Source organism: Kurthia sp. 11kri321 (assembly GCF_001534765.1).
In the GTDB taxonomy this organism is placed as follows: domain Bacteria; phylum Bacillota; class Bacilli; order Bacillales_A; family Planococcaceae; genus Kurthia; species Kurthia gibsonii.
Map to the genome: position 1 here is coordinate 2881160 of NZ_CP013217.1, position 21229 is coordinate 2902388.

Below are 21229 nucleotides of genomic sequence, written 5' to 3' on the forward strand. Positions count from 1 at the left end.
CTTTCCTTAAATGTTTGGAAAATGAAGTTGATTCATGTCGAATAGTACCCTTTTGGATTATTTTCATAACAAAAGTATATGTATAGAAAGTTTCAATTTCTTTACAATACAATTTCAAAATGGGTAGTATTTATAATATATGATAAGTTAGAAGAGTTCATTCTTATGTATTATAATATTTCCTGGGGAATAAATTACAAAATATTACCTAAAGGTGCGTCAGAATTGAAATCATGTTAGAGTAAATAGAGAGTGAATGTAAATAAAACAGTGTATTTTAGAGAGAAAGGATGAAAGAATTTGGATAAGAAAATCTTAGTAGTGGATGATGAAAAACCGATTGCAGATATATTACAATTTAATTTAACAAAAGAAGGTTACAGTGTAGTAACAGCTTATGATGGTGATGAAGCTTTAGAAAAAGTAGAAGCAGAAAAACCAGATTTAATCTTATTAGACATCATGTTACCAAAACGAGATGGTATGGAAGTAGTGCGTGAGGTACGTAAAAAATACGACACACCAATTATTATGATTACAGCGAAAGACTCTGAAATTGATAAAGTTTTGGGTTTAGAGCTTGGTGCGGATGATTATGTAACGAAGCCGTTTAGTACACGTGAGTTAGTTGCGCGTGTCAAAGCAAATATGCGTCGCCATCAAACAACAGCGACTGTTGAAGAGGAAGAAGAGTCTTCAAATGATATTGTTGTAGGTTCATTGACGATCCAACCAGAAGCTTATTTAGTTTTAAAGAGAGATGAAACAATTGAATTAACACATCGTGAATTTGAATTGTTACATTATTTAGCGAAACATATCGGACAAGTGATGACACGAGAACATTTATTACAAACTGTTTGGGGTTATGACTATTTCGGTGATGTACGAACAGTTGACGTAACAATTCGACGTCTACGTGAAAAAATTGAGGATAATCCAAGTCATCCAGCATGGATTGTAACACGTCGTGGTGTGGGGTACTATTTGAGAAATCCTGAACAGGAGTAATGTTGAATGCAAAAGGTAGGTTTTTTTAAATCTGTACACGCAAAAGTTGTATTGATTTATGTACTTTTAATATTGATTGCCATGCAAATTATGGGGTTATACTTTGCGAATAAATTAGAGACTACGCTTAAGCACAACTTTACGCATTCCGTAACAGATCGTCTTAAGCTAGTCGATTTTAGCGTGAAAGAAGAAATGGTTAAGTCACGTGAAGAAAATGATGGGACACTGGAATCCAATTTACGCGATATTCTAGGTGGATTGTCTTCTGGTTCGGGAGATATTAGTGAAATTCGTGTAATCGATTCACATAATAGAATCTTAGCGACTTCAGATAATAACAGTCAATCGATTATTGGCCAGCGTTCCGCAGAAAGCGCAGTGACTTCAGCGCTTTCTACATCATCACCAATTGAAAAGATGGCGATTGATAAAAAGACTGATAAACGCGTATGGATTATTGCAAAACCTATTCAATCACAAGGAAAAACAATTGGTGTCATCTATGTTAAAGCCAATATTGAAACGGTATTTGAACAAATGGCTACGATTAATAAAATTCTCGCCGTAGGTACAGCAATTGCTTTATTAATTACAATTATTTTAGGCGTTTTCATCGCTAAGACGATTACAAAACCAATTTCGGATATGCGTAGGCAAGCTGTTGCAATGGCAAAAGGGAATTATTCGAGAAAGGTTAAAGTATACGGGAATGACGAAATCGGTCAGCTGGCTGTATCTTTTAACCATTTAACGAATCGCTTACAAGAGGCGCACTCAACGACTGAAGGTGAGAGAAGGAAGTTAGCATCTGTCTTAACGAATATGACAGATGGTGTAATTGCAACAGATCGTAAAGGAAAAATTATTTTGATTAACGCGCCTGCACAGAAATTACTTGCGACTGAAAATAATGAATTAATGGGACGACAAATTACAGAGATTCTGGGCTTAGATGAAGAATACACATTTGAAGATTTGATTCATATGCAAGAGGCTGTGAATTTAGATTTTAGCACGCAAGACCGCCCTTATATTTGGCGAGCAAACTTCTCTGTTATTCAAAAAGAGACAGGTTTTGTGAATGGTTTAATTGCCGTATTACATGACATCACAGAACAAGAAAAAATTGAAATGGAACGTCGTGACTTCGTTTCAAATGTATCACATGAGTTACGCACACCGCTTACAACGATGCGCAGTTATTTAGAAGCGCTAGCAGATGGTGCATGGCGTGATGAAAATATTGCACCAACATTTTTAAATGTAACACGTACAGAAACAGAGCGTATGATTCGTCTGGTTACAGACTTACTGCAACTATCTCGTATGGATAGTCGTGAATATGAATTGAATACAGATTTCGTTGATTTCGTTAAATTCTTTGATCGTATTATTAATCGATTTGAGATGTCGAAATCTAAAGAAGTAGAATTTATTCGTGAGCTACCAACTACACCTATTTATGTTGAAATTGATACGGATAAAATCACACAAGTTATTGATAATATTATTTCAAATGCGTTGAAGTATTCACCAGATGGTGGATCTATTCGCTTTAAATTAACAAATATTGATGACGAGATTTTAGTCGAAATTAAAGATACGGGTATGGGAATTCCAAAAGAGAATGTTGATCGCATTTTTGACCGCTTCTATCGCGTAGATAAAGCACGCGCGCGCTCTATGGGTGGAACAGGTCTTGGACTAGCCATTTCACGTGAAATGATTAATGCACATGGTGGACGCATCTGGGCTGAATCAGTAGAGGGAAAAGGCACATCTGTATTCTTTACATTACCAAATAATGCAGAAGAGGATGGTGAGTGGGAATAATGAAGTATTTAGAACAAAGTAAAACCGTTGTATTAATTATTCTAGTTGGTCTAAGTATTTTATTAACATTCTCCATTTGGTCATACCATCCAAACTATGAAAAAGTAGAAAAGCCAGAGCCAGCAGGTGTACTGATGGACAAAAAACGAACATTACCTGAAATTATTCAGCCTGCTCGTCTATTAATTCATCAAGAAGGTGACTGGCGTGGAACCATTGATACAGAAGAAATGGCTCCACTATTTACTGAGATGAAGAAATGGCAACTGACGGATATTTCAACTGTTAGTAGTAACTTTAATTTACAAAAATTAAATGATCAACTATTAGTAGATCAACGAATTGTTCTTCAATTCGATGGAGAAGTACCAATGCCTGTATTTCAAAGTTTACTTCCTGTGACAAGTAAGAAAGTACCTGAAATTAATTTCGATCAGGTCATTATCAGTTGGTCTACAGAAGAATCAGATATCCCTAAGAATGAATTAACAATTCTTTTTTCTAATGTAAAACAGAAGCAGTTATACAGAGGAAAAGTGAAAGTGAAAAGTGAGAACGGTTTTAAAAATGATGTGTTAGGATCATTCCAAGATTTAGCATCATATGAACCAATTCAAAGAGATAATGCAAATACACTATTCTTACCAACTCAAACGCAAAAATTAACACAGTATAAATATCTGATTTCAGCGATTAGCATTGAGGATTTTAAAAATGCACTCTTTACGATGCCAGGTATTGTAAAGATGAGTCCAGATTTAGAAGCAGGTATTGATAAATACACTGATGATAAATCGATTATGACAATTGATAAAAATCGCTATCTCGCAACATTTGTAGATGCGACAGCTACAGAGAATCAAGAAAATATTCAAAAGAGTAATTTGATTGCATCAACGTTTAATTTTATTAACTTACACGGTGGCTGGACAGGCGATTATCGTTATGCCAACGTGGACTATAATGCACAAGAAGTAGTGTATCAACTGTATATAGAAAATTTACCAGTGCTAAAAACAGATTTAGGTACAGCTAAAATTGAAGCATTCTGGGGGAATGGTCGCATCTATCGTTACATTCGTCCGACATATAAATTAGCTTATTTACCACAAGAGGAAAATAAGGAGATTAAGCTAATTTCAGGTATTGATGTCGTTCAAAAACTGATGGCAAGTAATGAAATTGACTTCAATAAAATTACTGCACTTCGTGTTGGATTAACAATGAAACAAGATGAAGGGCGCTCATCTATTTATTTATTTGAACCGACATGGTTTTATCGTTTAGATGGTGTATGGTATCCAATTAACCCGAAAGATGCACAAGTAGGAGGTGATACAGATGGATTGGAGTAAAACAAAAACCATCTTTATCATCGTATTCTCTATTTTGAATGTATTCTTATACTCGGTGTATATTAATAATTACAATGAAGAACAAGAGCTAGAAGTACTTGGTGAATCCAATATTGAGAGTGATTTAAAAAATGCGAATATCTCAGTAGGGAATTTACCTGTTTCGACGGAGAAAGTAACATACGTATCAGGAAGAATTAATACCTTTGATAATTTTGATTTTGATCAAGTGACGAAAAATCAAATTATTACAGTAAGTGATAATATGATTATTGAAGGAACAATGAAAAAACCAGAAAAACTAGAAGCGCTAAATGAAAAAACACTAACTGAGTTCTTAAAAAGGACGGTTTTCAAAGGTGAAGAATATCGACTATGGCAGATTAATAAATCGGCACGCGAAGCGACATTTTTCCAAGTGATGAACGATAAAACAATCTTTTATAATCAAAGTGCGACCATTAAAGTTTATTGGTCTGAAAAAGAAGAGATTACAAAGTATGAGCAAACGATGTTTGGTTCTTTAAAAGCTGTTGGTGAGAAAAGTATGTTGATTAAACCAATTCAAGCGATTAAAACTATTTTTGAAAAAGGTTATTTAAAAGACCATACAACCATTTCATTTGTGAATTTGGGCTATTCAACATTAGTTCCATTAACAGAAACGCAAGTATTGTCTCCAACATGGCATATTCGTGCTATGGTACCAGATGAAAATGGACGTAAAAAACAACAGGACTTTTTTGTGAACGCAGTAGATAATCAAATATTAGATATTGAAAAAAATATTCAATTCAAAAATAAAGCAGCTACGGATGTAGAATATAAAGAGAGAGTTCGCTCAAATGTAGATGCAAAGCAATCTGAATTAAGTAAGTAAGGAGTCTTTCACATGAAGTTTAGTGTATTGGCGAGTGGTAGTACGGGTAATGCTGTTTATGTTGAAAGTGGCGATCAGGCTTTCATCGTAGATGCAGGGCTGACAGGTAAAAAGATGGAGCAGCTATTTGCCAAAATTGATCGCGATATTAAAAAATTATCAGGTATTCTTGTCACACATGAACATTCAGACCATATCAAAGGTGTTGGGGTATTAGCACGTAAATATAATGTGCCGGTCTTTGCGAATGAGAAGACGTGGCAAGCGATGACACCATCTGTTGGGAATATTCCATTAGACCAGCGTTTTCAATTCAATATGGAGACGGTTCAGGCTTTTGGAACATTAGAGATTGAATCGTTTGGTGTGTCACATGATGCCGCAGATCCGATGTTTTATACATTCCATGAGAATGGTCGTAAGTTAGCAGTGATTACGGATACAGGCTACGTGAGTGACCGTATGAAGGGGATTATACGCGGAGCAGATGCATTCGTATTCGAAAGTAATCATGATGTGAATATGTTGCAGATGGGCTCATACCCGTGGTCTACAAAACGTCGTATTTTAAGCGATGTGGGGCATGTGAGTAATGAAGATGCGGCAATTGCAATGAGTGATGTGGTATTTGAAAAAGATACGCATATTTACTTATCGCATCTAAGTAAAGATAATAATATGAAAGATTTAGCAAGACTTAGCGTGGCACAAACGCTGCAATCTGTTGGCATCATGCCAGGTGAATTTGTTCATCTACATGATACGGATGCAGAGGAGCCAACGAAGTTAGTAATGGTCTAATTTGAAGAACAATCGTAAAATGCGATTGTTCTTTTTATATTTTGAAGAGATAGTTTTTATCTATTCGAGAAGGGGAATAAATGAGATATCATGAAATTTTGAGGGTATTTTAAAGCAATTTTCATCTAATTTTCATGTTTGACAGGTATAGTAAGAATAACAAAAGAATAGAGGGAGGAAAACAAATGGGATACTATGATGATACAGAACATGGAAGACGGCAACAAAAAAAGGGAAGTAAAGTAGGCTACTTTTTCACGGGTTTAATCGGTGTAATTGTCGGCGCATTACTTGTCTGGTTGATTGTACCTTCTATCTCGAATACAGGAAGTAATAATACAACGAATCCTGTAAAAACAGAACAACTATCCACAGAAGTAACGACAGATGTCACAAAAGCTGTTGATAAGACGAAGGATGCAGTTGTTGGGATTACAAATATTCAAAAACGCCAAACAGCGAATGATATCTTCGGTGGTGCATTTGGTGGAAGCACAGATAACCGTGATTCAAGCACAACAGAAGAATCAGGCAGTGGTTCAGGTGTTATTTATAAAAAAGCGAACGGTAAAGCATACATCGTAACGAATAATCACGTTGTAGAAGATGCAGATCGTTTAGAAGTAACATTACCAAACAATAAAAAAGTAGAAGCAAAATTAGTAGGTACAGATCAATGGACAGACTTAGCTGTTATCTCAATGGATGAAAAATATGCAACGACAGTAGCGAAATTCGGTGATTCGGATAAACTAAAACAAGGGGAAACAGTGATTGCGATTGGTAACCCACTTGGCTTAGATTTATACGGTTCTGTAACAACAGGTGTTATCTCAGGTACAGAACGAACAGTACCAATGGATATTAACGGTGATGGTAATGCAGACTGGAATGCGGAAGTATTACAAACAGATGCAGCGATTAACCCAGGTAACTCAGGTGGTGCGTTAATCAATCTAGCAGGACAAGTAATTGGTATTAACTCAATGAAGATTTCACAATCTACAGTTGAAGGTTTAGGATTCTCTATTCCAAGTAACACAGTAATTCCAATCATTAGTGAGCTAGAAGCGAAAGGTAAAGTACAACGACCAGCGATGGGCGTATCGTTAATCGACTTAACAGAAGTACCTGCATTCTATCAAAAAGAAACATTAAAGTTGCCTGAAGACGTGACAGAAGGCGTTGTCATGGCACAAGTTGAAAATGGTTCAGCTGCTGAAAAAGCAGGTATTAAACAATACGATGTAATTGTTGAGATGGATGGACAAAAAGTCGGTAGCTCAGTTGAATTACGTAAAATCCTATACAGTAAAAAAGTGGGCGATTCAGTTACAGTGAAAGCTTACCAAGACGGTAAACTTGTAACGAAAACGATGAAACTAACAAGTACGATTTCTAAATAATGTGGATAACTTCAAAAGAGATTGTCGTAGAAAGTGTGGATACACTTTGCGACAGTCTTTTTTGTTTGTTACAATGATGTGTGGATAAAAAATGTGAATTGTGTATAACTTTTTATAAATTCTGAAAATAGAAAGGATGTTAGATTATGGAGATTAAATGCTGTGAAAACCATACAGGACATGCGATTGATGTGTTCCTAGAAAAGGAAAAAGATTTTCCAATTTTAAATAAGCTAGAAGAAAGCGAACAGTTGTCCACATCATGTGCATACTGTGAAGCACCAGCAGAATATGTTGTAGGGAACAAATAGTCGCCTACAACATATAGGGTGTTTTGTGGATATGTGTATAAGTTTTGTGGATAACTCACTAACAAATAAAGGAAAAGAGTGACGAATACGTGGGGATTAGTATCATTTCAGTTGGAAAATTAAAAGAAAAGTATTTGAAATTGGGCATTGATGAATATGCGAAACGTCTGGGTAGTTATACGAAGTTAGACTTAATTGAAGTAGCGGACGAAAAAGCACCTGAACAATTAAGTGAAGCAGAAATGGAGATTGTGAAGAAAAAAGAAGCAGAACGCATCTTAGCTAAAGTACCACAAGATGCTTACGTTTTTGCACTCGCAATTGACGGGAAGCAACGTACATCTGAAGGGATGTCAAAAGAGATTGAGAACCTCTTAACCTATGGACAAAGCAAAATCATCTTCATCATTGGCGGATCACTCGGACTACATGACGACGTACTCAAACGCGCCGACACCAAAATCTCGTTCGGCAAAATGACACTCCCTCACCAACTCATGAAACTCGTCCTGACCGAACAGATTTACCGCAGCTTTCGAATTATGAAAGGTGAACCGTACCATAAGTAAGTGCTATTTTAATAAACCATCAATTACAGTAGTTTGTGATTTATTTTTGTTAGCTAGAGAATAAGAATAAAAATCTGTAGGAGTTACAACATTTGTTCCAATATAACTTACTAAGCTCAAAAAACCGCACTTACTGTCATCACAAGTAAGTGCGGTTTTTGAGTTTCTTAATTAGATATCAATCCAATAATCATTCTACTTTACCATTCTTTTGGTTCGTAGTTTAATTCTCTAAATAATTGAGTTCGCTCTTTTTTAGATAAATCTCTCCATTGTCCAGGAGGAAGTTTGCCTAATTCAATGTTCATGATGCGAATTCTTTGTAATCGGTAAACTTCGTAGCCTAATTCAGCGCACATGCGGCGAATTTGGCGATTTAATCCCTGTGTTAAAATGATTTTAAAATCATATTTTGATAGTTGAACGACTTCACATGGAAGTGTTGTTGTGCCTAATATTTTGACACCTTCCGACATCTTCTTCAAGAATTCGGGCGTAATGGGTCTATCCACTGAAACGATATATTCCTTCTCATGTCTATTTTCAGAACGCAGAATTTCGTTCACAATGTCACCATCGTTCGTCATAAGTATTAAGCCTTCTGAATCTTTATCCAGACGCCCAATATTAAATATTCTTAATGGGTGGTTGACTAAATCAACAATATTTCCCTTTACACCTTTTTCGGTTGTACTCGTAATGCCAACAGGTTTATTTAAGGCAATATAGACATTATTTCGTGCCACTCGGACAATATTTCCATCTACTTCAACTTCATCCCCAGGTTCGACTTGGCTACCTATAGTTGCACGTTTACCATTAATTTTAACTCTGCCTTCTGTAATTAATTTATCAGCGCCTCGTCTAGAAGTCTTCCCAGATTCACTTATATATTTATTAATACGCATGTTGCCACATCCTTATTCATGGATTGTTTTATTAAATACTAACTATACTTTATTTTAAGGATAAATTACATACTATTGTGTAGGTAATTGAATTATGGATTGTCATCATAGTCTCTCTAAATAAGATGCTTTTCTTTATACATACATCTTGTTTATGCTTTAATAAACATGAAAACAATTACATGAATCGATGTCTTGGAAAGGGAGAGGTTCCTCTTGGGTAAAACGGTTTGTATTATTGGTGCGGGTGTTGGTGGCTTGATGGCTGGTGCTTTTTTGGCGAAGAAGGGTTATCAGGTGACGGTTCTTGAAAAGGCGACAAAGGTTGGTGGTTCGGCGGGTTCGTATGTGCGAAAAGGGCGCACGTTTCCTACGGGTGCGACGATTGCTTTTGGGTTGGAAGAACGGGGGTTACTCGATACTTTAATAAAAGAACTTCAACTTGATTTGCCATTCCAGTTGTTGCAACATCCAATGGATATCATCTTATCGGATCGTCGAATCTCGATTTATCAGGATCAAAAAAGATGGGATGAAGAATTGCAACAGGTACTACCAGAACGTCAAAAAGATGTGCAGACTTTTTGGAAAAAGCTTGAGCAGATTAGTGAATATGTGTACGGTGTAACAGCTACGGGTGTCTCGATGCCGATTAGTCGTCCTTATGATTTAGGGAAGTTACCAAGTCATGCACTAACACATCCAAAAGCGATGTTACATTTGGCGCGCTATGCGACGTGGACAGTGGAGGATTTATTACGTAAATACCATTTAGAATCGTATGAGCCGCTTCGTCAGTTGATTGATGCACAGTTAATGGATGCAGCACAGACGGATTGTACAGAGGCTGCTTTGCTACCTTCTAGCTTAGCATTAGCAATCTATAGACGTGGTAGTTTCTATATTGAAAAAGGTATGGGGCAATTATGCGAAGTGTTAGCTGAGCGTATTGTCGCGCTTGGCGGTGAGGTTATTTTAGCAGCGACGGTAAAAGAGCTGACATATGAACAGAAAAAGTGGCATGTGACAAGTCGAAAGCGAAGTGGTGAATTCGATATCGTCATTAATAACACTGGAATTTCATTCGGCAAGGGCACAAGTTACGCCGATTCAGATTCATTTTCTTGGGGTGCCTTTCGTGTAGATGCACTTTTAAAAGATTCATTCTGGCATCAGGAATTACAGGGAAGACCCCTTCCTTTTGCGCTTCAAATTGTGCCGAGTAAAGAGCAAACGGTATTATTTTCAGATGTTCATGGACCTGTATATGCAACGTTTCAACCTGCTTACGACGATCAAGGGGAGAAGGTACCAGAAGAAGTCATGATGACGATTTCCATTCATGCGAATGAAGATGGATGGAGAAAGGAATTAAAAGATGAATATAAAGCAATTAAACAGCAAATAACGGATGCGATGTTTAAGGAGATTCAAAAAGTAATTAATATAAAAGATTATTTAATTTATGAAGAATCCGGAACACCTTTAACATATAAAAAGTATATGGGGAAAACGAGTGTCGGTGGTTTCCCGTTAACAGTGAGAAATGCTATTACAAAACAGAAAAGTGTTCGTTCACCTTTGCCACAACTCTATATTGTAGGTGAACAAGCCTTTCCGGGACCGGGAACACTATCATCGGCATTGAGTGGTTACCACGCAGCACGCGCTATTATGCATACACATCGTTTAAAATAAACTGTTCATTCTATAATGGACAGTTTTTTAATTTTAAAAATTCGAAATTTATAGTCTAAATAAATTAGATAAGGTACGATATAATTATAAAATATTGGGAAAGGAGGCAATCTATAGATGGAGTTGAAAGAGGCGTTTGTACTATTAGTGACGCACATGATCCCTATTTTATTTTTAGCATACATGGCAACCGACATACTTCTTCGTAACAAAAGAAAGACGGAACATATTCTACTCAGTTTGATTGCTTTTTGTTTTTTATTGATGTTTGTTGAAGAATATGTGAGGAATCAGGTGCCAATTGAATATAGTTCAATACTATCTGCTCTATGGTTAAGTAGTGTCGGGATGATTATTCCAGGATTGTGTTTTCATTTTCTTATAAAATTTACAGGCCTTTATAAGAGTTGGCCGCGTTTTATATATCCGTATATTTTTTATGTTCCAATTGTATTCGTCATTATGAATACATTTATAGGTGCGGAGCTTGTTTATACACAAGACTTCTTTGAGGCAGGAATGTGGAAATATCCTGTTTATAATACGAATTATTATATTGCGATGACAGTAGGAACAATCATTGATTGTATGTATTTAATCCCGTTATTTATCGCAAAACACCGTTCGAAATTAGAGGAGCAGCGAAAGATTTACCAACAACTCATTATAGGGGTCTATGTCGCGATTACTTTGAATATTGTACTAGGCTATTTCAAGTATGAAAATCTATTGCCTCCACACTCATATATTTATGCAGGAATTGTCTGGTGTTATTTCTTACTTCGCACGATGAAGCAATACGACTTTTTAAATTTATATGATAAACGTTATGAGAAGCTATTCCGCTTAAATCCGAATGCGATTGTACTGCTCGATTTTCAAGGGAAAGTGCACGATGCGAATCCAGCTGCTACTAAATTGTTGGGACGTCTACATTTACAACAAAATCAACTATTTGGGTTACTCGACAAGTCGCTGCAAGAACAGTTATTACATGAAAAACAAATTAGAGATTATGCGATGCATATTTCGAATGAAGATATTCATTTTTTTGTATTAGTGAATGCAGACTATGTGATGGTAGATAATGAAATGCACATTCTGTTAATTCTTCAAGATATGACATTACAAAAACAATATCAGAGTGAAATTGAATTTTTAGCGTACCATGATACATTGACGCGCTTACCAAATCGACGATTATTTACGAATCAACTGGAAGCAGCTATTGAAGTGTGTCAACGAGATCATCAAACACTTACAATTCTTTTAATCGATGTGGATCATTTTAAGAGCTTAAATGATGGATATGGTCACCAATGTGGAGATGAGCTATTGCAAGCGACTGCACAGATTTTACAACAAGCTGTTGGTGATAAAGGAACGGTTGCACGAATAGGTGGAGATGAGTTTGTACTGTTCATGAAAGAGCCCGATTTTGAGCAGCAATTGAATGACTTCACAAAGCAATTACAAAGTACTTTTGAGGCATATACTGAAGCGAAGTATCCTGATTTATCACTATCGCTTAGCGTAGGTATGAGCCAATTCCCGAAAGACGGAAATGATGAGCAAACGCTGATGCATCAAGCAGATCAAGCGATGTATGAGATGAAACGAAAACGAAAATTAGATAAGCTGAAGGAAATATAAAGATACAAAAACTAAAAAACTTCAACATAAAAATGTGCTGAAGTTTTTTAGTTTTTGAAAAAGATGATAGTATGATTGATTTTTGTAAGAAATATATCTACATCATACTGATAAATCAAAAAAATAATATATTTTTTTTAAAAAGACTATTTTTTATTTTTTTATTATAAAAATATGGTAAAAAAATATATTTAAAGGTAGAATTATGAGTGACGTATGAATTATATAAAAATATTAAGGAGATGTATTATGAAGCAAAACGTAGTAGTTTTAGAAGAGAGATTAAGTCAAATTGTTAAAATATTAGAATCAATGGAAACATTCATAGATCAATTAGATTTTTCATTGCCTAAACCAGCTAAAGAATTAATTTTAAAAGCAGTACAATCAAAAGAAATCAAAGAAATAGTTGATGGTGTAAAAGAAAAACGTCCACCTAAATTAGTCATTATGGGACGTTCAGGTGTTGGTAAAAGTAGTTTAATTAATGCAATGTTTGGTGAATATCTTGCCGAAACAAGTTCTGTAAATGTTGGTACAACAGAAGCTCATGTATTTCAGTATAAAAAAGGCGATGAAGTAGTTTTTGAGATAATTGATACACGTGGAATACGTGAAAATGTCCAAGAAACAGATAGTGAGGCAGAAATAGATTTACAAAAAGTTATTGAAGATTTTGAGCCAGATGCTTTTTTATTAATCACAAATGGTGCTGATCGCTCTACGTTAAGAGAGGATGCAATGTATTTAAATGAAATTTATAAAAAATTAGACATTCATGTACCACTTATTACGGTAATTAATCGAATTGATGATATAGAGCCTTCAAGAATTAAAGAACCTACTCAATACTCAACAAAAAAGAAAGAAAATATTAATACTAAAGTAGAGCAGGTTAAGGAGGTATTATCAGACGTAGGTATCTCTAAAGCGTTTGTTGTACCAGTTTCCTCTTATATTGAATGGAATCACGATAATCCAGAGGAGTTAACGAAGGAAGAAAAAGAAGCATTAACAATCGAGTTTGATGGTCGTTACAATATTGATAAGTTACTACAACTATTAGAAGATAATATCGATTTTCGAGCAGCTGTGTATATGATGCTAAACAATAAATATGAAGTAGCAATTCGAAAAGTAGCAGATAAGTTTATAAAAGTATTTTCAACAGCTAGTGCAAGTATAGCTATTACACCAATTCCAGCTAGTGATATTGCTATTTTAATCCCAATTCAAATTTTAGAGGTTAGAGTAATTGCGTATCTAGCAGGTGAGAAGCTAGATGTAAAATCAGCTAGAGAGTTTATTTTATCTTTAGGTGGCGTAGCATTATTTGGTATGGCATTACGTTTTATCGCTCAACAAGGCTCTAAATTATTGAATCTAACGATACCTGGAAGTGGTGCAGCTATTAGTAGCTCATTAGCTTACACAGGTACTTATTCAGTTGGTAAAGCGGCATTGGCTTATTATATTGACGGAAAGTCAAAAGAAGAATCCAAAAAATTAATGGAAGAAGCGCAAGAAGAAACAAAAAATAAACAAACTATTTTAAGTTAATAAATCACAAAATGACACAATCGTTTTTTAGATTGTGTCATTTTTCCTTTGTCTATTTTTTTGAAAGCCTTATAATGATAAAAGATGTATTTTAGTGAGCATTCTTTCGAAATGGGCAACCATTTGAGGAAAGAGCTTGAGAGAAAGGGCGCGCAGAAATCAAATGAAAAAAGTTGGATTTGATATCGAGAAGTATTTGCAAGAACAATCTGCTTATATCCTAGAACGAGTAGAGCAGTATGATAAGTTATACTTAGAATTTGGTGGGAAATTAATCGGTGATAAACATGCGAAGCGTGTGTTACCAGGATTTGATGAAGATGCGAAAATCAAATTATTAAACACATTAAAAGATAATGCAGAGATTATCATTTGTGTATATGCAGGAGATATCGAGCGTAATAAAGTACGTGAAGATTACGGGATTACCTATGACCAAGATGTACTGCGTTTAATCGACGAGTACCGCGCATACGGTATTTCTGTGAATAGCGTACTTTTAACACGTTATGAAGGACAACCGACAGCAAAAGTATTTATGACGAAGTTAGAGCGTAGTGGTATTCGTGTGTTCACACATAGCCAAATCAAAGGTTACCCTACAAACGTAGAAGAAGTCATTGGTGAAGAAGGATTTGCGAAGAATCCATATATCGAAACAACGAAGCCAATCGTCGTTGTAACAGCTCCAGGACCAGCTAGCGGTAAGTTAGCGACGTGTTTGAATCAGATGTATCATGAACATCGTTTAGGTAGTAAAGTGGGTTATGCGAAGTTTGAGACATTCCCTGTTTGGAACTTACCTTTAAAACATCCTGTAAATATCGCATATGAAGCAGCAACAGTCGATTTAAAAGATGTGAACCTAATTGATAACTATCACTATGAAGCGTATGGAAAAGTCGCTGTAAACTACAATCGTGATATGGAAACATTCCCTGTCATTAAACGTATTATTGAGCGTATTACAGGTAAAGAATCGGTATATCAATCACCAACAGATATGGGTGTAAACCGTCTGAAATCAGGTATTACAGATGATGAAATCGTACAAGAAGCAGCGCGCCAAGAGATTATTCGTCGTAGCTTTAGCGTAGAGAATGATTATAAAAAAGGTTTAGCTGATGAAGATAGCGTACGACACATGCAAGTGATTTTAGAAGAAACGAATTTGAAAAAAGAAGATCGTGCGCCGGTATTACCTGCGCGTGAATATGCGAAGCAATTACAGGAACAAGAAGGTAGCACGAATTTACAAGCTGTAATCGCTGTAGAATTACCGAACGGTGAAATGATTACAGGGCGTACAACAAAGTTAATGGATGCATCAGCTGCAGCCATCTTAAATAGCTTGAAGAAATTAGCGAATATTTCAGATGAAATTAAACTATTATCACCAATGATTTTAGAAACAATTCAACGCTTAAAAACAGATGAGCTAAATAGTCGTGTACCGACATTAACGGCGAACGAAGTGTTAATTGCGTTATCAATTAGCGCAGTAACGAATCCAACGTCTGAGTTAGCTTATAAGCAATTACCAAACTTACAAGATACACAGGCGCATTCAACAGTTATTTTAAATCGTGAGAATGAGCAAACATTGAAAAACTTAGGTATGGACGTAACGAACGATCCAATCTATCCAACTGATAATTTATTCTATAACTAATGATATATGTAGTCTTCTTTGCAAGAGAAGGCTACATTTTTTCATGTACAATAAAAGAAAAGGAGGAGAGTATCTTGGGTAGAGGTTCGAAAGTTTTACAAATAGAGAAGATGGACCGACGAGAGCTTGGCTATTACTATACACCTGACTTCGTAGCGCGTTATTTGACGGACAGACTTCGCATGATTCAACCAGATGGACGAACTGTATTGGACCCTTGTGTGGGAAAGGAAGAGTTAGTCACGCATTTCTTAGCAGATGGTTATACAGTGGACGGTGTAGATATTTTTCGACATGAAGAAACATATGGTTGTACATTTACACAGATGAATTTTATTGATGTATATAGAGAACAACGAGAACCACTTCACTATGATTACTATATTGCGAACCCTCCTTATAATTGCCACGAAGTCGATTATATTCAAAAGAATAAAAAAGAATTGAAGACATTATTTTCCGATGTGGGCGTACACAATATGTATAGCATGTTCATATCGGCTTTAATTGATGTAGCGAAAGACGGTGCAGTACTTGGATTGATTACATATGACTCTTTCTTTACAGCGAAGGCTCATCAAAATTTACGCAGAAAGATATTGGAAACATGTACGATTCATGAGATTACGATGTGTCCAACAGATTTGTTTCATGAACAATCGGCAGACGTAAGAACAAGCATCATCATTTTACAAAAAGGAACGTCTTATCAAAAGGGCGTCTATGCAAAAAACCGACCAATTTCAACAGTTGCTTTTACAGAACAATTGCAACAACAGCTGACTGAATTTATGAATGGAGAAGTAGACACACACACGTTAGATGAACTAATTTTGAATGATGAAAAAGATTATGCGGAGTGGATGATTGATTGTCCTGTGGAGGTTAAAAAGCTTTTTCAATATGACCGACTCGGTGATAAGTTTGATTGTGTGACAGGTATTTCAACAGGAAAAGACGCACTTTATTTATCAAAAGAAAAACGTGCACCATTTACAATTCCATTTTATAAAAATCCGGGAAGTCACCGCTTCTACGCACCGGTTCGACTTTATTTACATGAAGATTTTTTAGAATTTGATCGAATGATTAAAACGTTTAACGTGCGTAATAAGCAACTACTTTATCAATCTGGTATTACCTGTTCTTCCATGGGCGTGGCTTTCACAGCGAGTCGTTTACCTAAAAATGCAACTTATGGTGTGAACGCGAATATTATTTGTGAGGATGAAGATGTCTGGTGGTTACTAGCCTACCTCAATTCAGATTTAGTCACCTATTTAGTACGTGGTATTTTAAATCGTTCAAATATGGTGACCTCAGGTTATGTGGCGAGAGTCCCTTTATTACCGTTTACGAATGAGCAAAAAAGTCAGTTAGGCATATTAGCAAAACAAGCTTATGAACTTGCAGAACAACAATATGCATATGAGGATCAATTAAGGGACATCAACGACATGATTCATCGCGTTACTGCATTCTCAAATGAAACAACGAAGAAAATTAAAGAATTTAATAGGAATCTGGTACAACGGACATAAAAGTATGCAACATGGAGTGCATACTTTTTTTATATACTAATTTATTATTGCTAAATAAGTTAACTTAAAATAAAAATTGGTTGACACATATCGAAAGATTACAGTATGATAACACCAGAATTTATTACATATTTTGTTTAAAGGGGTTTGAAAAAATGACACGTAAAGAATTAACTTTTGTTGCTTTATTCGCAGCAATCATGGGGGCGCTTGGAATGATTCCACCAATCGTTTTAACATTTACACCAGTGCCGATTACATTACAAACAGTCGGTGTTTTATTAGCTGGTGGAATTTTAGGTGCGCGTTTAGGAGCTTTGAGTCAAATTGTCTTTTTATTATTAGTAGCAGCTGGTATGCCTTTATTATCAGGTGGGCGTGGGGGATTAAGTGTATTTGTTGGACCGAGTGTTGGCTACTTAATTGGTTATCCACTAGCAGCTTTCGTGGTTGGTTATTTATTCTCACGTATTCAAAATCTTAAATTGTATAAAGTGTTACTTGTGAATTTAACAGCAGGTATTTTTGTAGTGTATTTAATTGGTATGCCGATGCAAGCATTTATGATGGATATTCCTGTTCTAACTGCTGTGAAGTTAGGTCTAGTTTATTTACCAGGGGATGTATTAAAAGCGATTATCGCTTCTATTTTGGTCTATAAATTAAGAAAACATCCTTTCTTTGTACGAGCTTTATCAAAAAAGCCAGTGAAAAAAATGATGACGGAAAGTATTTAAAATGTTGAAGGGATCTCTTAAGTGGTTCCTTCTTTTTTATTAAAGGAGAGGAAGTTAATGATTACGGAAACATATCAAGTATTTGTGAATGAAGATCCTGAAAAAATAGCAGTTACAACTTCTACTGAAAAAATTAGCTATTCACAGTGGCATACGTGGACGAATCAAACAGCACACTGGTTAAAAAGTATGCAAAATGAATATAAAACCGTTGGTATTTTACTACCGAATAGCCGTCACTTTCTACAAGTTTTTTTAGGTGCTGCAAAAGCAGGGTGGGTAGCTGTTCCTTATGATGTGCGTTGGACAACAGATGAATTAATGAAAAGAATCCAACTATCAAAGCCCGATCTCATTGTGACAACAGATGCTTTAAAAAGTAAGCATCATCAGTTATCGCAAAACTGGTTTGATGTCGTCGATTTAGATTTAGCTATACGTTCTTTCCCAACAGAAAATATAGTATTAGAAAAAAATAAACCATTCTATATTGGTTTTACTTCTGGAACAACAGGCACTCCTAAAGCTTTTATTCGTTCACAAAAATCATGGGTAGCTAGTTTTCAATGTAATCGTTGTGATTTTTATTTGGATAACACGAAGCATGTTTTAATTCCGGGTTCTTTATTTCATTCGCATTTTCTATATGGAGCTGTGAGTACACTTTATTTAGGTGGAAGTGTATATATCATGGAACAATTCACGCCGCAATTCACGATGCAGTTTTTGAATCAACACCCAATCTCTGTTTTATATGTTGTTCCTACAATGATAGAAGCGTTTTTTAAATCTCAAATGGCTGTAAAACAGTCGATTCAATTGATTTCATCTGGAGCGAAATGGTCATCACAATCAAAAAAACAAATTCATGAAGTTTTTTATGATGTCCAAATGTATGAATTTTATGGCGCAAGTGAAACAAGTTTTATCACCGTTTTATCAAATGAAGACGCGCTAAATCGTCCAGAGACAGTTGGTAAAGTTTGTACAGGTGTTGAAATTCAAATTCGACATCAAAAAGAAGAAACACAGATAGGCAAAATCTATGTAAGAAGTGAATTATTGGTTGATGGATATATTACAGGTATGAATCGTGAGGTTGAAACGATTTGTGACGCAGAAGGGTTTGCGACAGTAAATGATATGGGATATATCGACGAAGAAGGTTATGTAACAGTTATAGGACGTGAACATAATATGATTTTATACGGCGGTATTAATATATTCCCTGAAGAAATCGAACAGGTATTAAAGACACATGAATTCGTCGAAGAAGCTGTAGTGATGGGTGTTGCAGATGCTTATTGGGGACAAATGATTGTAGCCATTATTAAAGGGAATGTTAGTAGATTGGAGCTCAAAAAGCATTGTCGAAAAGTGCTTGCATCTTATAAAATCCCACGTAAATGGTTATTTGTTGAGCAAATGCCCTATACGACAAGCGGTAAAATAGCGCGCGGCGAATTACTGAAGCAGATTGAACGTGAGGAGCTTACATATGTTTAATGTGGTAATTTTGAAAGCTAAACGAACGCCAATTGGAAAAGTAAATGGACAATTTAAACATATACCGCCACAACAATTGATGACACCTATTTTAAGAAGTTTAGTAGAAGGTTTAACAGTGCCAATTGACGATGTTATCTTAGGAAATGTTGTAGGGCCTGGTGGAAATGTAGCGCGATTTTCCGTATTGGAAGCGGGTTTACCGATGGAAATCCCTGGCATGACAATTGACCGTCAATGCAGTGCAGGGTTAGAAGCCATTAGACTGGCAAGTTACTTTATAAAGTCCGGAGCAGGACAATGTTATATTGCTGGTGGGGTTGAAAGTGCTAGTACATCACCCTTTTCTAAAAGAGCACAATTTTCACCAAAAGAAATAGGCGATCCAGATATGGTTGAAGCAGCTGAAAATGTAGCGCGAAAGTTTTATGTTTCAAAAGAACAGCAAGATACTTATGCTTTAACGAGTTATGAAAGAACATGGCGAGCGTTTGAGAGTGAATATTTACAACAAGAAATTATACCGATTCAGCAGTTACAATGTGATGAAGAATTATATAAGAAAAGGGATTTAGCTATTTTACTCAAAAGAATACGTCCACTTTTAAAAGATGGAACTGTAACAGCAGCTAATAGTTGTGGTATTCATGATGGTGCTTCAGCAGTATTGATTATGGAAGAAGAATTAGCAATTCAACAAGGATTTCAACCAGTCCTACGTTTTATTGATAGTGTCGTAGTTGGAAATCATCCGAATTATCCTGGAGCTGCACCGATTCCAGCAATTCAACAGCTTTTAAAAAAGCAACAACTAACAGTAGAACAAATTGACTTATTTGAGATAAATGAAGCTTTTGCATCTAAAATAGTGGCATGTATGCAAGAGTTGAATATTCCACTTGAAAAAATAAACTGCGGAGGAGGGGCACTAACCATTGGACATCCTTACGGTGCGTCAGGGAGTATTCTAATCACGCGTTTATTTTATGAAGTACAAAGACGGGAAAATCTAAAGTATGTAGTAGCAGCAATCGGTAGTGGTGGTGGGATTGGTGTAGCTGTCTTATTTGAGGTAGTTGTATGAAAGAGAAATGTTTTGATATCGCATTTACAGAAGAAGAAGTAAAGGAATTTTTAGATTTAATGGATATGGAACCTAAAAACAATCGACAATTACCTCATATGTTTCCAATGATTGCTTGCAAATTTGCACAGGAATTATATATATGGTCAAGTCCACCTATTTTACGTAAACAAAATTGTATCATGTATGAAACGATGTATGTGAATCATGTATATCATGTGAAGATTTATATAACTAATCCTATTAAAAAGCGACATATTATGTATGTACAGCAAATCATTAAAATATACGATGAAGAAAAATGCCTGTTTGAAGGGGAGTCTGATTTAATATGGAACGATATCAGTTCACTTTAAAAATTTCATGTGAAGAAATTCACGCATATAGTATATTATCAGGAGATAAGAATCCCATTCACGTAGATCAATTAGCAGCAAAGCAAGCTGGATTTAAAAGTATTGTAGCGCATGGATTACTCGTGCAATCAAAAATCATATCGCGCCTAGAATCATTGTTTCAACTTGAGCAAGGAAGTATACAAATAGCATGTACATTTTTATCACCCGTCTATGCGGAAGAAATACTAGAAATAGAAGTGATATCTACGGTACAAGAAATAAAATTCAAAGGCACCATACAATTGCATGAAGTAGTTCGAGGGGGAATCAAAAAGAGTGAACGCATTTAAATTTGTTCACTCT

At 35.6% G+C, this 21229-nt stretch carries 19 protein-coding genes; 18 read left to right on the top strand and 1 reads right to left on the bottom strand.

The window, feature by feature from the left end; all coding sequences use genetic code 11:
* Positions 1-300: 300 nt before the first annotated feature.
* The 8 genes from yycF to rlmH all read left to right on the top strand — a co-directional run bounded on the left by yycF (position 301) and on the right by rlmH (position 8169).
* Positions 301-1011 carry a response regulator YycF gene (gene yycF / locus ASO14_RS14405; RefSeq protein WP_068456927.1) on the top strand — a complete coding sequence of 237 codons (711 nt, stop codon included), beginning with the start codon at positions 301-303 and terminating at the stop codon, positions 1009-1011.
* Between the two features lie 6 nt (positions 1012-1017).
* Positions 1018-2847 (top strand): cell wall metabolism sensor histidine kinase WalK, encoded by a 1830-nt coding sequence (gene walK, locus ASO14_RS14410; RefSeq protein ID WP_068456929.1) that lies wholly within the window; start codon positions 1018-1020, stop codon positions 2845-2847.
* Entirely contained in the window at positions 2847-4202 is a 1356-nt protein-coding gene (locus tag ASO14_RS14415) for a YycH family regulatory protein (RefSeq protein ID WP_087682060.1), read from the top strand. The genes walK and ASO14_RS14415 overlap by 1 nt, the downstream gene beginning before the upstream one ends.
* Positions 4189-5082, top strand: coding sequence for a two-component system regulatory protein YycI (locus ASO14_RS14420; RefSeq protein WP_068456934.1), 894 nt, complete (start codon positions 4189-4191; stop codon positions 5080-5082). Before ASO14_RS14415 ends, ASO14_RS14420 begins: the two co-directional genes overlap by 14 nt.
* Before the next feature lie 12 nt (positions 5083-5094).
* Positions 5095-5883 (top strand): MBL fold metallo-hydrolase, encoded by a 789-nt coding sequence (locus ASO14_RS14425; protein WP_068456937.1) that lies wholly within the window; start codon positions 5095-5097, stop codon positions 5881-5883.
* A gap of 185 nt (positions 5884-6068) precedes the next feature.
* Positions 6069-7289 carry a S1C family serine protease gene (locus ASO14_RS14430; protein WP_068456940.1) on the top strand — a complete coding sequence of 407 codons (1221 nt, stop codon included), beginning with the start codon at positions 6069-6071 and terminating at the stop codon, positions 7287-7289.
* Positions 7290-7435: 146 nt separating this feature from the next.
* Positions 7436-7600 (top strand): CxxH/CxxC protein, encoded by a 165-nt coding sequence (locus tag ASO14_RS14895; protein ID WP_082701495.1) that lies wholly within the window; start codon positions 7436-7438, stop codon positions 7598-7600.
* A gap of 89 nt (positions 7601-7689) precedes the next feature.
* The gene (gene rlmH, locus ASO14_RS14435) at positions 7690-8169 is read left to right on the top strand and encodes a 23S rRNA (pseudouridine(1915)-N(3))-methyltransferase RlmH (RefSeq protein ID WP_068456943.1); all 480 of its coding nucleotides are present in this window, start codon (positions 7690-7692) and stop codon (positions 8167-8169) included.
* A 200-nt stretch (positions 8170-8369) separates the two neighbouring features.
* Here the strand turns inward: rlmH and rluF are convergent, their stop codons facing one another.
* Positions 8370-9077 (bottom strand): 23S rRNA pseudouridine(2604) synthase RluF, encoded by a 708-nt coding sequence (gene rluF, locus ASO14_RS14440; RefSeq protein WP_068456946.1) that lies wholly within the window; start codon positions 9075-9077, stop codon positions 8370-8372.
* Between the two features lie 216 nt (positions 9078-9293).
* Between rluF and ASO14_RS14445 the strand changes: the two genes are divergently transcribed.
* From ASO14_RS14445 to ASO14_RS14490, 10 genes are all read left to right on the top strand, one after another.
* The gene (locus ASO14_RS14445) at positions 9294-10775 is read left to right on the top strand and encodes a phytoene desaturase family protein (protein ID WP_068456948.1); all 1482 of its coding nucleotides are present in this window, start codon (positions 9294-9296) and stop codon (positions 10773-10775) included.
* A 117-nt stretch (positions 10776-10892) separates the two neighbouring features.
* A complete protein-coding gene (locus tag ASO14_RS14450) occupies positions 10893-12428 on the top strand; it encodes a GGDEF domain-containing protein (RefSeq protein WP_068456952.1) in 1536 nt (511 codons plus the stop codon).
* A gap of 312 nt (positions 12429-12740) precedes the next feature.
* Positions 12741-13988, top strand: coding sequence for a GTPase family protein (locus ASO14_RS14455; protein WP_197409930.1), 1248 nt, complete (start codon positions 12741-12743; stop codon positions 13986-13988).
* A gap of 163 nt (positions 13989-14151) precedes the next feature.
* A complete protein-coding gene (locus ASO14_RS14460; protein WP_068456957.1) occupies positions 14152-15660 on the top strand; it encodes a DUF1846 domain-containing protein in 1509 nt (502 codons plus the stop codon).
* 74 nt (positions 15661-15734) lie between these two features.
* Complete coding sequence (locus ASO14_RS14465) at positions 15735-17201, top strand: N-6 DNA methylase (RefSeq protein WP_197409931.1); 1467 nt, start codon at positions 15735-15737, stop codon at positions 17199-17201.
* A 155-nt stretch (positions 17202-17356) separates the two neighbouring features.
* Complete coding sequence (locus tag ASO14_RS14470; RefSeq protein WP_068456963.1) at positions 17357-17938, top strand: biotin transporter BioY; 582 nt, start codon at positions 17357-17359, stop codon at positions 17936-17938.
* A 57-nt stretch (positions 17939-17995) separates the two neighbouring features.
* The gene (locus ASO14_RS14475; RefSeq protein ID WP_068456966.1) at positions 17996-19444 is read left to right on the top strand and encodes an AMP-binding protein; all 1449 of its coding nucleotides are present in this window, start codon (positions 17996-17998) and stop codon (positions 19442-19444) included.
* Complete coding sequence (locus tag ASO14_RS14480) at positions 19437-20528, top strand: acetyl-CoA C-acyltransferase (RefSeq protein WP_068456968.1); 1092 nt, start codon at positions 19437-19439, stop codon at positions 20526-20528. Before ASO14_RS14475 ends, ASO14_RS14480 begins: the two co-directional genes overlap by 8 nt.
* The gene (locus ASO14_RS14485) at positions 20525-20884 is read left to right on the top strand and encodes a hypothetical protein (protein WP_068456971.1); all 360 of its coding nucleotides are present in this window, start codon (positions 20525-20527) and stop codon (positions 20882-20884) included. The genes ASO14_RS14480 and ASO14_RS14485 overlap by 4 nt, the downstream gene beginning before the upstream one ends.
* Positions 20860-21216, top strand: coding sequence for a MaoC/PaaZ C-terminal domain-containing protein (locus ASO14_RS14490; RefSeq protein ID WP_068456976.1), 357 nt, complete (start codon positions 20860-20862; stop codon positions 21214-21216). Before ASO14_RS14485 ends, ASO14_RS14490 begins: the two co-directional genes overlap by 25 nt.
* Positions 21217-21229: the final 13 nt, after the last annotated feature.